Source organism: Amycolatopsis sp. NPDC114503, assembly GCF_055633655.1.
The window spans coordinates 464,948-477,882 of sequence record NZ_JBVKDT010000008.1; the positions used below are offsets into that span (position 1 = coordinate 464,948).

Sequence of the window (12,935 nt, forward strand, 5' to 3'; positions counted from 1 at the left end):
GCCGGGCTCCGGGGCCAAGCGCGTCCACGCGGTGGAATGTGCCAGCCGGTGCCGGGGGCCGCACCGTCTCCCGGGTAGGCTGTTTCGGCGGACGAGCTGGCAGGACGGTCGCGGCCCGGGTTCTCCCGGTCCGAGGAAAGTCCGGACTCCGCAGGGCAGGGTGGTTGCTAACGGCAACCCGGGGCGACCCGCGGGACAGTGCCACAGAAAACAGACCGCCCCCGCCTCACCGCGGGGGTAAGGGTGAAACGGTGGTGTAAGAGACCACCAGCATCCCGGGTGACCGGGATGGCTCGGTAAACCCCACCCGGAGCAAGGCCAAGAGGGAGCAACGCTCCTGCGCAGGCGATCGAGGGCGGCCCGCCCGATGCCTGCGGGTAGGCCGCTGGAGCCTGCCGGCGACGGCAGGCCGAGATGGATGACCGTCGCCCGGTCCGCCGCGAGGCGGCCCGGGAACAGGATCCGGCTTACATGCCAGCTCGTCCGCCCGATCGCTACGATCGGGCGCATGGGTCAAGCCGTCGCCGCCGCTGTCGCCTTCCGGACCACCTTCGACGCTCTGCACGCCCCCGTCTATTTCGCGCCCGAGACCCAGGAGCGGCTCGCCGCCGTGGGGCTCAAACCAGGGTCGATGACCTACTTCGCCAGCCGCGCCGCGGCGATGGGCCAGGTCGGACCGGGCACAGTCACCGCCACCTTCTACAGCTTCAGCCCCAGCCTCGTCGCCCACTTCGTCCCGCGCGTCTGGACGCTCGCCGCCCCGGAGACCGTCCTGGAAGCCCGGCTCGGCGCCGTCGACGAGATCTACCGCCGGCTCTTCGACGACGAGACGCTCGCGTCCGCGGAGTTCGCCGAAGCGGCGGCGCTCGCACGGGAAGCCACCGAGGGCTGCCGTCCGGAAGGGCGTCCGCTCTACGCCGCCCACGCGGACCTGCCGTGGCCTGAACAGCCGCCGGTCGCGCTCTGGCACGCGATCATGCTGCTGCGCGAGCATCGCGGAGACGGGCACGTCGCGGCGTTGACCACGAACGGCCTGTCCGGCCTCGACGCGCTGGTCACGCACAGCGCGACCAAGAACGGCACCCCGCCGGACACTGCCAAGCGCACCCGCGGCTGGAGCGACGAGGAGTGGGACGCGGCGACAGCCAGGCTCACTGCCGACGGAATCCTCGATGCCGACGGCGCGCTCACCGAGCGCGGACTGGAGCTGCGCGAGCGCGTCGAGTCGGCGACGAACGCGGCGGCGGAAGGTCCGTGGCGGCACCTCGGCGAGGCGAAGACGGCCCGGCTGGAGCAGCTGTGCGCTCCGCTCAGCCGCCGGGTGTTCGAGGCCGGCGCGATCCCGAGCGCGGCGTTCCGGGCCTGATCCGCGAGACGGTCTGGAACTGCCCGGGATCACGCTTTGTAGTGAACAAATGCGCACATCGGACGTGATGGTGACCGTTATCGCATCAGAGAGTGATCAATTCCGGATTGTTTTCCAATCCGGTTGTCACTCACCGGACTCGCGGCGGAACGCCGATCGGGGCATGCCACACTGGTGCCTGCCCGACACGCCGGTCCGGGGCGCACTGAGAGTGAGCTCGGCACGTTTTGCGGAGCCGCGCCGCCGGAACACTGCGCAATCCGGGTGGCTTGGGTTATTCCGGAGCACCCTTGCCACGATGATGGAGGGCGAGGAATCCTGACCACCGGACAGCAGCACCCGCCCGTCAACCACAAGTCGACATCTACGCAGCGCGCTTTGACCATTACCCCTTGTAACGCCATGATGGTGTTCGTAGCTTCGCCGAAGCCAGAACAGCGCGGCGCCAACCGTGCACCGGGAGTATCGCGATGACCAGCATGACCGCCCTCGAGACTCTTGCGGCCGGAGAGCTCGGCACCGGCAACGTCCGCACCTGGCTGCTCGACAACGTCATCCCGCTCGTACTGCTCGCGGTGGCGCTGCTGCTGCTGTGGCTCGGCGGCGGCAAGGGCGACAACGCGGGGGTCATGCGGCGGCTCGCCGGCGTGGTCATCGCGCTCGCGATCATCGGACTCGCGGTCAGCGGCGCAGGCGTCAACGTGGGCCAGTGGATCGCCGGCCTCTTCACCGGCTGAGGCGGAGCAGGCGTGCGGATCAGGACCGATGACGAGGTGTACCGGGTCGATGCCGTCTGGCTCGGCCCGCCGAAGGCGACTTTTCCCTGGCGGGCCCGTTACGTGGCATGGCTCGTCGGCATTCCGGTCTTCCTGGTCGTGCTCACCGTGGAGCGGTGGGTCGGCTGGAGTTTCGGGTTCTTTTCCACGGCGTGGGCGTTCGTGGCCACGATCGTGATCACCAGGCTGATCACCTCGAAGATCAGCCACGAGCGCCCGCTGGGCGCGGTGATCGCGATGATGGGCCAGGAGTTGCGCGCGCCGAGGGAAACGGCCTCGGGCACGGGCGGCGCGGTGAGCGCCAGCCGGGTCCGGGTGCGGGCGGAGCGCCCGCTGCCGAAGCACAAGAGAAGGCGGCAATACCAGCACCGCGACCCCCGTCGCGGTGCTGGCGCGAGTGCCGGGAAACAGGGAGCACCACGAGCGCGCCGGAGCCGCCCCGCGGCTCGGGCCGGGAGGTAGTCGTTGTTCGGTCGCGGCGGAAGCCGAGGGAAGCGGGAACAAGACGTCCCTGCGGGCGCGTGGAACGCGCCGCCGCAGGGCCGTCCGCCGTCCGGCGGCAAAAACTCCGGCGGCAAGGGCCGCCGGCTGCCCGGTGAGCAGGCGATACCGGCGTACACGCCGTCGATCGCCGCGCGCAGCATCGACGGGCACCTGCTGCGGACCGGGTACGAGGTGTACGCCTGGTACCGGCTCGCGCCGCAGCGCTGGTCGTTCCGTTCCGATTCGCAGCGCCGCGACCTGATCGCGGCCATCGCGGGCCAGTACGCCGAACTGCAGGGCCGCTGGCTGCACCTGCGCGTCACGAACCGGCCGTACCCGATCCGGATGTGGGCCGAGGCGCACGTGCACAACGCGGTCGGCAGGCCGGGCGACGTGCCGGGCGCGCTGTCGTTCGACGACTACCTGATCGGCGAGCAGCAGCAGCTGATGGGCCGCTCGATGGCGGAAAAAGAGGTCTACCTCGGCGTCCAGGTGCAGACCCGGCGCATGGTGGACCGCGCGGTCGAACGCGCCGCGCCGGTGCTGCGCCGGATCCTGCCCGAGGCGGTCGACGCCGAACTGGCCGCGCTCGACTCCGAGATCGAGCACCTCGACCAGGTCATCGGCAGCGCCGGGCTGGAAGGCCGTCCGGTGCACGCCGAGGAGATGTCCTGGCTGATGCACCGCTCGTGCTCGCTGGGCCTTCCCGCGCCGCGGAACATGCCCGCGGTGCCGGGTGCGGCGTGGGAGCCCGAGGACCTCGCCAGCTTCACCGACGCGGCTGATTTCCACGCCGACCCGTACGCGCCCACGGTCACTGTGCGCGGCCGAACCGGGTCCAACGCCGGTGTGTCGCGGCATCTCGCGGTGCTCACCGTCGGCCAGATGCACGGGCTGCAGATCCCCGAGGTCGACGATCCGTGGATCCAGCACGCGGACCGGCTGCCCGCGGCGGTCGAGGTGTCCGCGCGGATCTACGTCCGGCGTCCGGAAGAGGTGTCCGGCGAACTGCAGCGGCAGATGAACAAGGTCCGCTCGCAGGTCAAGCACTACACCGACGAGCACGAGCTGGAGCCGCCGCAGTCGCTGGCCCGCCAGGCCGGCCGGGTGCTGGAGATCGACGACGAGATGACGTCGGGCTTCACCGCGCTCGCCACGCGCGTGCGGTCCTGGTGGCGCCTCGCGGTGTCCGGCCCGACCGAGCGCGACGCGCTGCGGCTGGCCCAGCAGCTGCTGGACCTGTACAAGCCGAAGATCGCCATCGAGCACCCGGAAGCGCAGTACGCGATGGCCCGGGAGTTCATCCCGGGCGAGCCGCTGGCCTCGGGCGCGTACATGCGCCGCGGTTCGGTGGTGTGGACGGCGTCCGCGGTGCCCACGGCGACCGCGGAGGTCGGCGACCGGCGCGGGATCCTGCTCGGCGAAACGGTCACCGCGACGCGGCGTCCGGTGGCCTGGGACCCGTGGATGGCGCAGGAAATCCGCGACGGATCGGGCCTCACCGCGATGGTCGCCGGCCTCGGCGGCGGCAAGTCGTTCCTCGGCGGCGGCATCGTCTACAAGACGCTGCGGGCCGGGGCGCACTGGACGATCCTCGACCCGTCCGGCCCGCTGTCGCGGCTGTGCGACCTGCCGGAGATCCGGCCGTACGCGCGGCCGATCAACCTGCTCAACGCCCAGCCGGGCATCCTCAACCCGTACCGCGTGGTCGCCGATCCGCTGATCGAGCACTTCATGGACGAGGAGGACCCGGAACGCTCGTGGCGGCGCGAGAAGGCGCTGGCCGGAGCGACCCGGCGGCGGCTGGTGCTCGACGTGCTCACCGGCGTGCTGCCGTACGAGGTGTCGCGGATGGCGCAGACCCGGATCGTGCTGCTGCGCGCGGTGCGCGCGGTCGGCGGCCGGTTCGACGCGGACCCCGGCCAGGTCATCGACGCGCTGCGGCGGGATTCGAGCGAGCACCACGAGCACGCGGTCGTGGTCGCGGACTTCCTCGACGAAATGCGCGAGCGGATGGCGCTGCTCATCCCGGAAACCGACGCGGACCCGTACGCCGAGACCCGCGACGACCGGATGACGGTGCTGACCATGGCGGGGCTGACCCTGCCGAAGGACGGCGTGCCGCGCGAGTACTGGACCGACGCCGAATCGCTCGGCGTGGAAATGCTGAACCTCGCGGCGTGGCTGACCCAGCGGTCGGTGTACGAGAAGCCGAAGGAACTGCGCAAGGGCGTCTGGATCGACGAGGCGTTCTTCCTGTCCGAGGTGCCGACCGGGCGCGTGCTGATGAACCGGTTCGCGCGTGACTCGCGGAAGTGGAACGTCCGGGTGCTGCTGTCGTCGCAGATCCCGGCGGACTTCCTGAAGATCCAGGGTTTCGTGGCGCTGCTCGACTCGGTGTTCGTCGGCCGTCTCGACGACGACGACGCCCAGGCCGACGCGCTGCGGCTGCTGAAGGTGCCGGTCGGCGTGGGCTACGAGCAGGTCGTCGCCGCACTCGGCCGTCGGCCGGGAGCCCAGCGCGGGCTGGAACGCGACATGGAGCCCCGGCAGTTCATCTTCGGCGACGGCGCCGGCGGCGTGGAACGCATCCGCGTCGACTTCTCCGGCCCGCATCTCGACCCGCTGCGCGCGGTCATGGACACCACCCCGGGCTCGCCCGACGCGCGCACGAAACCCGGCGGCGAACTCGTGGTACCCCACGAGGACGAGGCCAAGCCGTATGTCCCCGCCCCACCGGAGGACGACGAGCTGGAACACGACTTCGAACTCCAGGCGGAACTCGAGGTCGGTCTTGCCGACGAGCAGCTGCTGGGCTCGCCGGACCCGCTCGCGTCCGAGACCGGCGAGGTGGAGGGTGCAGTGCGCAACGGACGGCAGGACGACCGGCACGCCCGCGCCGGCGGCAAGGGCGGCGGCACCGGCAGGGACGCGGCATGACCCCCGGTGATCCGGGCCGGCCCGCGCCGGCCATGAGGAGGCCTGCGTGAACACCGTCTTCACGCTGGCGTTCGTCCTCGCGTTCGCCGCCGGCTGGCACGCGCTGCGCAAACGCGTCAAGGAAGGCCCGAAGCCCGGTGGCCGTCGGCCCAGCCGGCGCGCGTCGCTGCTGGCTGTGGTGGCGGTCATCGGGCTGCAGACGGTGCTGTTCGCGCCCGCGGCGAATGCGGCGGCTTGCGGGGAATCGCCGAACCCGGAGCGTCCGGGCGCGGGCATGGTCGGCGCGCTCGACCCCGCCGAAGGCCATGGCGAGGCGGGCAGCCCGTACATCGATTACAGCTACGCCGGATTCGTGTGGAACACCTACCAGACGAACTGCACGGCGCTGTCGGCTATCGCTTCGCCCAGCTCCACGATCGACACCTGGGCGGGCAACCAGCTGTTCAACGTCGGCAAGAACATCGTCGGCGCTACCAACTCGCTGCACTACACGGTGCTCGAGGGCGGTCTGCTCAACCCGATCTACAACGCGGTGAAGGCAGGCGCGGAGAAGGTCTACAACAACATCTACGCGCAGCTGTTCGGGCTGGTCGCGCTGATTCTGTCGATCATGCTGTTCCGCAACATCTGGCGCGGCGATCTGGCCGGGGTCAGCAAGCGGGCGCTTTACGCGATGGCCGGCGTGTGGCTCGCGGCCTCGTCGCTCGCGATGCTGAGATATTTCGATCCGATCGACAAAGCGATCGTGCAGACCACCACGAACATCCAGGCCGGGTTCGTGGACGAGTCCGAGAACCGGGTTGTGCGGCACATTCTGCCGACCGACCTGCACACCGAAGTCGTCTACAAGAACTGGATGCGCGGGGAGTTCGGGTCGCCGGACGCGCCGCAGGCGACCCAGTACGGCCGCCCGCTGCTCGATGCCCAAGCCTTCACCTGGGATCAGCTGCGCAACGGCGACGACGGCAAGCAGAACGTCGTCGACGCCAAAAAGGCCGCCTTCAAAGACATCTCCACCAAACTCGGCCCCGCCACCGGCTACTTCACCGGCGAGTCCGGCGGCCGCACCGGCGCCGGGTTCCTCGCGCTGGGCCAGAGCCTCGTTTACTCGCTCTTCCAGCTGCTGGCCAAGGCGTCCGTGCTGCTCGCGCAGGTGCTGATCCGCCTGTTCGCGCTCACCGCGCCGCTGATCGGCCTGATCGCGCTGCTGAACCCGGAGATCCTGCGCCGCGTGCTCAAGGTCGCCGGCGGCATCGCGTTCAACCTGGTTGTGCTCTCGGTTCTGGCCGGCGTGCACGCGCTGCTGCTGCAGGCGATCTTCGCCGCGGGCGACGGGCTCAACCTGCTCACCAAGATGGTCCTCGCCGGGCTCATCACGGTGCTGCTGTTCCTGGTCGGACGGCCGGTGCGGCGGCTGTGGCAGATGGTCGAGATGTCGGTCAGCATGGTCGGCGGGGCGGTCCCGTCGCCGGGCGGCGGGCTGTTCTCCCGGTTCCGCCGGAAGAACGAGCCGACGCCGCAGGACCAGTTCTGGCAGAACGTCCGCGACACCGACGACGTCGTCGACGGCGAGCAGCGCGGTCCGATCGGCGCGACGGTCGGCGGCGGCCGGTACCGGCCCGAGGCGGCGGTTTTCGCCAGCTCGCAGCGGCTCGACAACGGCTCCCGCGCGGCTCGGCCCGCGGCGGCCTGGTCCGGTGCTCCGTGGCCGGGCGCGGTCGGTCCCGCGCAGTCCGCCGCGGGCGCGCTGCCCGCGGGCGGCGGGGGAGGCGCGCCGGTGTTCGGCCAGTACCACCCGGTGGCCGGTGCGCCCGGCGACTACGTCATGGCGGGCGCGCGCTGGCCGGTCAAGGAAAGCCGTCAGGTCGACACGTCCCCGGTCGCCGACCGGCGGTGGAGCGACGAGCCGGAACCGGTGGTCGTCCCGTCGCGGATGAGCGCGCCGGACCGCGGCTACTCCGCCCCGGCCCCGGACCAGCCGGGGTTCACCGTGCCGACCCAGGGCATCCGGGCCCAGCCGCGCCGGGTGGATCCCGAGGTCGTGGCCGGGAAGCCGGTGTTCGTGCTGTACCGCCCGTCGCGCGGCATCGAGGTCCGCGACACCGACCAGGTCATGGGGCGGTGACCGATGCCGATCCGCACCAACCGCGGCCGGACCGCGGTCTACCGCCGCCTGTGGGGCTTCCCGCTCCGCTCGCCCCGGCACCTCGTGGGCACGCTGGTGTTCCTCGCGGTGGTCATCACCGCGCTGGGCGTCGGCCTGCCGAAGGTGCTGGGCAAACCGGCGTCCGCGCAGCCGGGAGCGGCTCCGCCGAACTCGTCGGCAGGGCCGCACACCGGTGTCGCGGCCCCGGTGCCGAGCACTGAAACCCTGCCGACCCGGCTGTCGCAGCCGCTGGTCACCCCGACGTCAGCGGCTCCGAGCCCGGAGGCGCTGAACGTCGCGAAGCAGTGGGCCACGGCCTGGGTGCGCCATCCGGCGGGCATTTCCAACGCCGACTGGCTCAACGGGATGCGCGGGCTCACCACCGACGAGTACCTCCCCGTCATGTCCACTGTGGACCCCGCGAACATCCCGGCCACCAAGGTCACCGGTGATCCGACGGTCGCGCAGTCCTACTCCAGTTCAGTCAAGGTCGTGGTCCCCACCGACGGTCCGAAACTCAGCATCACCGTGGTCAAAACCAGCGCGGGATGGCGAGTGTCGGACTACGACCAGGCGAGCTGACCGTGAAGCTGGCCATTCTCGTCTCGGTGGTGATCGCCGCCGTTTTCGCCACGGTGCTCACCACCAACGTCGTGACGAAGGTCGTGAACGACCAGCAGCAGGCAGCGGCCGGCGGGATCGCGCTGACCTCGTGCGACGCCGCGATCGGCCCGACCCAGCCCGGACAGCCGGAGCAGGGCGGGTCGGACGCCGCCGAACTCGACCAGGAGTCGCGCGGCACGGTTTCGCTCATCATCGCGATCGGCAAGCAGCGCAGCCTCGCGCCGCGCGCGTGGCAGGTCGCGATCCAGGCCGGGATGACCGAATCGCGGCTGCACAACGTGAACTACGGCGACCGCGACTCGCTCGGCATCTTCCAGATGCGCCCGTCGATGAACTGGGGCAGCGCGGCCCAGGTCACCGACCCGAACTACGCGATCAACAAATTCTTCGACGTCCTGCTCGGCGTCCCGGACTGGGAAAACCTGCGCCCGGGCGACGCCGCGCAGCGCGTCGAGCGGTCCGGTTTCCCGGACCGGTATCACCGCTGGGAGGCCATGGCGGCCTCGCTGGTGCAGAACATGGGCCAGATCGCGGACGTGGTCGGCTGCGGGCAGGGCATGGGAGCCGCGCTGCCGCCGAGCCAGGCCGCGGCGCAGGCGATCAAGTTCGCCCTCGGCGAGCAGGGCAAGCCCTACATCTGGGGTGCGACCGGCCCGGATTCCTACGACTGCTCGGGCCTGATGCTGCGCGCCTACGAGTCGGCGGGCGTGATCCTGCCGCGCGTTTCGAAGGACCAGTACAAGGCAGGCGCGATGCTGCCGGTGCGCGAAGCACAGCCCGGCGACCTGATTTTCCTCGCCACCGACCCGGCCGACCCGACGACCATCCACCACGTCGCGATGTACCTGGGAGACGGCAAGATCGTCGAGGCTCAGCAGACCGGCGTCCCGGTGCACATCAGGCCGTTCTCGTTCGACGAGCGTCAAGTGGTGCCGCAGGCGGTGCGCCCCGGCGTCTAGCATGGGTGCGGGAGGCATCGGCTCTTGACCCGCGGGCGCCCAGTACCGCGGGTCCGGATTCACCCCGAAGTCGCGGCCTGTCCACGAGCACGTGGCCGCGCGCTGGCAGAGGATGGCACACGTGGCACGGAAATTCGGCAAGCGAGGCAAGTCAGGCCAGAGCGAGCCCCAGGACCCGGCGACGCTGTTCGGCGCACCGCAGCCGCCGCGCCAGTCCGCGCACCCCGCGTCCAGCACCCCGTTGGCGGACCTGCTGAACCAGGGCATGCCCGGCGTGGACGGCGGGTACGTCGTCCTGCCGCGCTCTCTTGCGGAGGGCATGTCGCTGCCGTGGCAACAACAGATGGCGGCTTTGCTGGCCCAGTTCCACGCGGCGCACGCGCGGTTGTCGTGGCCGGTGTACCGGGTGGTCCCGTCGCGGTACGAGCGGTTGGTCGATCTCGACGAGGAGCAGCTGGCCGAGGCGGGCTATCTGGTGGAGATGGACGCCGAGGGGGAGATGGTCTACCGGGAACGGAGCGGTCGGAAGGTCCAGGACCCGGACCGGACGACTGTGCTGGTGTCCTGTCTGGACCCGATCCCGCGTCCGGCCGCGGCTGGGCCGGTGCCGTCGGGGGAAGCGCGACCGGTGGGGCCGTTGCCCGCACCGGTCCCGATGAACATCGGCCCGGCTCCGGTGTGGCGGTCGGTGCCTAACGGGCCTGGTGAGGGGGCGGTTGGTCTGGCGAACACCGGTCAGGTGCCGGTTGGCCCGCCGCCGCGTCCGCCGGAGGAGGCGCGGCCGTCCGCGGGTGCTGGCCAGACCGGCCCGGTTCCGGCGGTGAATCCCGAGTCGGTGGCGAATGGCCAGGTCAAGGCTGCGGAACCACCCGCGCCGGTTCCGCCCGCTGCGCCTGCTGCGGCGGTTCACCAGGCCGCGCCGGTCCAGCCCGCTGCGACGGTTGACCAGCCTGCGTCGGCTCGGCCTGCTGCGACGGTTGACCAGCCTGCGTCGGCTCGGCCTGCTGCGACGGTTGACCAGCCTGCGTCGGCTCGGCCCGCTGCGACCGCTGATCAGCCTGCGTCGGCTCAGCCCGCTGCGACCGCTGATCAGCCCACGCCGGTCCAGCCCGCTGCGACAGCTGACCAGGTTCCGGAGCCTGCCAGCCCGGACCCGGCCCCGGCGGCAGAAGCACCCCAGCCTGACCCGGTGCCCACAAACGACTCGGGCACGACTGTCGGAGAACCGGCTCTTCCGCATAACTCGGCCGCCGCGGATTCCACTCCGCCCGCCGTGGAGGAAGCACCGGCTGCGATTCCCCCGCTGGCGAGTCCGTCACCTGCACCGCACGATGCTCCCTCTCAGCCGGTCGATCAGCAGTTGCAGGCGAGGCAGTCGTGGCAGCCGAAGCCGTACGTCCACGAGCCGAGGCAACCCGCACGTCCGGCGGAACCGTTGCCGCCGCAAGGAAATCCGGTTCCGGCGCACGGCAAGGCCCCTCAGCCGGGAGGGAATCAGCCGCAGTACGTCGCTCAGCCCCCTGTACAGCAATCCTCAGCGCAGCCGCCCCTTTCCGGGACGCCGCACCAGGTTCCGCCAGCACCTCCTGCCGCGCCGGTCAGGGAGCAGCCGACGAACCCTCCCGCACAGCAGCCGCTTTCGCCTGCACCCAGCGCCCAGCAGGCTCTGCCCGCGCAGCAAGCTCCGGCTCAGCCGCTTCCGCCGACGCCAGCACCGGTCGCGCAGCAACCGCCTGCACCCGCCCCGCAACAGGCCACGCCTGTGCAGCAATCCTCGGCGCAGCCTGCCCCGCCACCACTTCCGCCAGCGAACCCTCCTGCACACCAACCACTTCCGCCCGCCCCCAGCGCTCAACAGAATGCGCCGCAACCCCCGGCTCAGCCGAGCGCGCAGCCGCAGGCAAATCCGTCGCAGCCGGCCCCTCCGTTCCAGCTGCCGCAGCCCAGCGGCCGCCGACGGTCCGCCGAGACCGGGCCGGACGGACGGCCGCTGCCGGTTTTCCCCGGCCAGGAGACCGGTCCGTCCGCGCCACCGCCGCCGTCGCGGACGTATCGCGACGAGCCCCCGGTCTTTCCCGGCAAGGAGTCAGCCGTGCCGCCGGTGCCGAAGCCGGACTACGGCGCTTCCTCCCCGGCGGACGACGCGGCGACCCCGCCCCGCGGCATCCCGGTTCCGGACAACCGCGGGTGGTTCGACGAGCACCCCGACCACGAGGACGACGGCCCGGCCGATTTCGGGCCCACCGGGCAGCCCACCGAGGTTCCGTTCCGCTGGCGCAAGTGAGCGGGCAAGTGTCAGGCTGAACCCATGTCTGACGACCCGAACCCGGACCAGGGCTGGTACTACAACACCCGGACCCACGAAGTCGAGCACCTGGAGCGCAGCCGCGGAGTCGACCTCCTCGGCCCCTACCCGGACGAGGCCACGGCCCGCCGTGCGCTCGACATCGCGCGCGAGCGCACCCGCCAGGCCGACGCGGCCGATCGTTCCTGGGACGGGGAATGATCTTCGCCGTCAAGCCTGGCTAGAGCAACCGCCGAGGCTCCGGGAAAGCAAGAAACCGCCGACCGGACAGGTCACTGTCCGGTCGGCGGCGCAGATGCCTTCAACCAGGCAGCCCGTCAGCTATCCCGCGACCAACGCCGGATCCAGGACGAACTCCGGGTCCACCTGCTCCTCCAGATCCGCCCCCGCGCGCCCGTTCCCCCAGGCTCGCGCGTTGCGCAGGTGGAACTCCACTCCCTGCCGCTGATACCGCTCCCAGTCGCGCGGCGTCGTGTCCACCAGGTCCTGCATCGCGGCCAGCGTCGCCAGGTTGCGCGGCTCCAGTTCGCCGATCGGACGGGTGGTCCCGCGCTCGGCGGCCCGGACGTGGCCGGACGTCGTCATCCAGCCCAGCAGCGCCGAACCCAGTTGTGTGGTCAGGAAGTCGACGTCGTCGCTGTCGGTCACCTTGTTCCCGACGGCCACCAGGTGAACCCCGAAGTCCCGCGCGTGATCCGCGTACTGACGGTAAACACCCACGCTGCGCAGGGTCGGTTCGCACACCAGGAAGGTCACGTCGAAGCGCGTGAACAGACCCGAGGCGAACGCGTCCGCACCGGCGGTCATGTCCATCACGACGTACTCGTCCGTGCCGTCCACCAGGTGGTTCAGCAGCAGTTCAGCCGCGCCGACCTTCGAGTGGTAGCAGGCGACACCCAGGTCGTCCTCGTCGAATTTGCCGGTGACGCCCAGCCGGACGTCGCCGAGCGGGCGGAAGCAGGCGTCGAAGACGGGGTTGTCCTCGAAGGGGCGCACGAGCCGCGAGCCCCGGCCGGGCGGGGTGGTCTTGATCATCGCGTCGGCGGACGGGATTCGCGGGTTGTCGCCGCGCAGGTAGTCCTTGATCAGCGGCATGTGCTCGCCGAGGGTCGGCCACGCCAGCGCCTGTTCCTCGGTCGCGCCGAGGGCTACCGCCAGGTGCTGGTTGATGTCGGCGTCGATGGCCAGCACCGGTTTGCCCGCACCCGCCAAGTACGAGACGAACAGCGACGAGAGCGTGGTTTTCCCGCTGCCGCCCTTGCCGACGAACGCGATCTTCACCGATCCGACCCCTTCTGAAAATGAAGACGATTATCAATGCCAGGCAGGCTACACC

General features: G+C 70.9%; 10 protein-coding genes and 1 other RNA gene. 10 read left to right on the forward strand and 1 reads right to left on the reverse strand.

The genetic code is table 11. The annotated features are described in order from the left end of the window. Nucleotides 1-92 precede the first annotated feature (92 nt). The 10 genes from rnpB to ACZ7OI_RS33195 all read left to right on the forward strand — a co-directional run bounded on the left by rnpB (nt 93) and on the right by ACZ7OI_RS33195 (nt 11,800). An RNA gene (rnpB, locus tag ACZ7OI_RS33150) (RNase P RNA component class A) lies at nt 93-486 on the forward strand. A 22-nt stretch (nt 487-508) separates the two neighbouring features. After that, nucleotides 509-1,366 carry an SCO6745 family protein gene (locus ACZ7OI_RS33155; RefSeq protein WP_470268003.1) on the forward strand — a complete coding sequence of 286 codons (858 nt, stop codon included), beginning with the start codon at nt 509-511 and terminating at the stop codon, nt 1,364-1,366. 470 nt (nt 1,367-1,836) lie between these two features. Further along, complete coding sequence (locus ACZ7OI_RS33160; protein WP_470268004.1) at nt 1,837-2,103, forward strand: hypothetical protein; 267 nt, start codon at nt 1,837-1,839, stop codon at nt 2,101-2,103. Between the two features lie 12 nt (nt 2,104-2,115). Next, nucleotides 2,116-2,604 carry a hypothetical protein gene (locus tag ACZ7OI_RS33165; RefSeq protein WP_470268005.1) on the forward strand — a complete coding sequence of 163 codons (489 nt, stop codon included), beginning with the start codon at nt 2,116-2,118 and terminating at the stop codon, nt 2,602-2,604. A gap of 3 nt (nt 2,605-2,607) precedes the next feature. Beyond that, nucleotides 2,608-5,565 (forward strand): ATP-binding protein, encoded by a 2,958-nt coding sequence (locus tag ACZ7OI_RS33170; RefSeq protein WP_470268006.1) that lies wholly within the window; start codon nt 2,608-2,610, stop codon nt 5,563-5,565. A gap of 46 nt (nt 5,566-5,611) precedes the next feature. Beyond that, nucleotides 5,612-7,690, forward strand: coding sequence for a magnesium transporter (locus ACZ7OI_RS33175; RefSeq protein WP_470268007.1), 2,079 nt, complete (start codon nt 5,612-5,614; stop codon nt 7,688-7,690). Nucleotides 7,691-7,693: 3 nt separating this feature from the next. After that, nucleotides 7,694-8,293 carry a hypothetical protein gene (locus ACZ7OI_RS33180; protein WP_470268008.1) on the forward strand — a complete coding sequence of 200 codons (600 nt, stop codon included), beginning with the start codon at nt 7,694-7,696 and terminating at the stop codon, nt 8,291-8,293. A 2-nt stretch (nt 8,294-8,295) separates the two neighbouring features. Further along, on the forward strand, nt 8,296-9,294 hold the full coding sequence (locus ACZ7OI_RS33185) for a C40 family peptidase (RefSeq protein WP_470268065.1): 999 nt from the start codon (nt 8,296-8,298) through the stop codon (nt 9,292-9,294). 121 nt (nt 9,295-9,415) lie between these two features. After that, entirely contained in the window at nt 9,416-11,578 is a 2,163-nt protein-coding gene (locus ACZ7OI_RS33190; protein WP_470268009.1) for a DNA polymerase III subunit gamma/tau domain-containing protein, read from the forward strand. Between the two features lie 24 nt (nt 11,579-11,602). After that, entirely contained in the window at nt 11,603-11,800 is a 198-nt protein-coding gene (locus ACZ7OI_RS33195; RefSeq protein WP_370940185.1) for a hypothetical protein, read from the forward strand. 120 nt (nt 11,801-11,920) lie between these two features. Here ACZ7OI_RS33195 and ACZ7OI_RS33200 read toward each other — a convergent pair whose 3' ends face one another. Beyond that, on the reverse strand, nt 11,921-12,880 hold the full coding sequence (locus tag ACZ7OI_RS33200; protein ID WP_470268010.1) for an ATP-binding protein: 960 nt from the start codon (nt 12,878-12,880) through the stop codon (nt 11,921-11,923). Nucleotides 12,881-12,935: the final 55 nt, after the last annotated feature.

What these genes read in the sequence shown, in the direction of transcription:
- ACZ7OI_RS33155 (WP_470268003.1), top strand. Translation starts at nt 509, where the DNA reads ATGGGTCAAGCCGTCGCCGCCGCTGTCGCCTTCCGGACCACCTTCGAC.
- ACZ7OI_RS33160 (WP_470268004.1), top strand. Translation starts at nt 1,837, where the DNA reads ATGACCAGCATGACCGCCCTCGAGACTCTTGCGGCCGGAGAGCTCGGC.
- ACZ7OI_RS33180 (WP_470268008.1), top strand. Translation starts at nt 7,694, where the DNA reads ATGCCGATCCGCACCAACCGCGGCCGGACCGCGGTCTACCGCCGCCTG.
- ACZ7OI_RS33195 (WP_370940185.1), top strand. Translation starts at nt 11,603, where the DNA reads ATGTCTGACGACCCGAACCCGGACCAGGGCTGGTACTACAACACCCGG.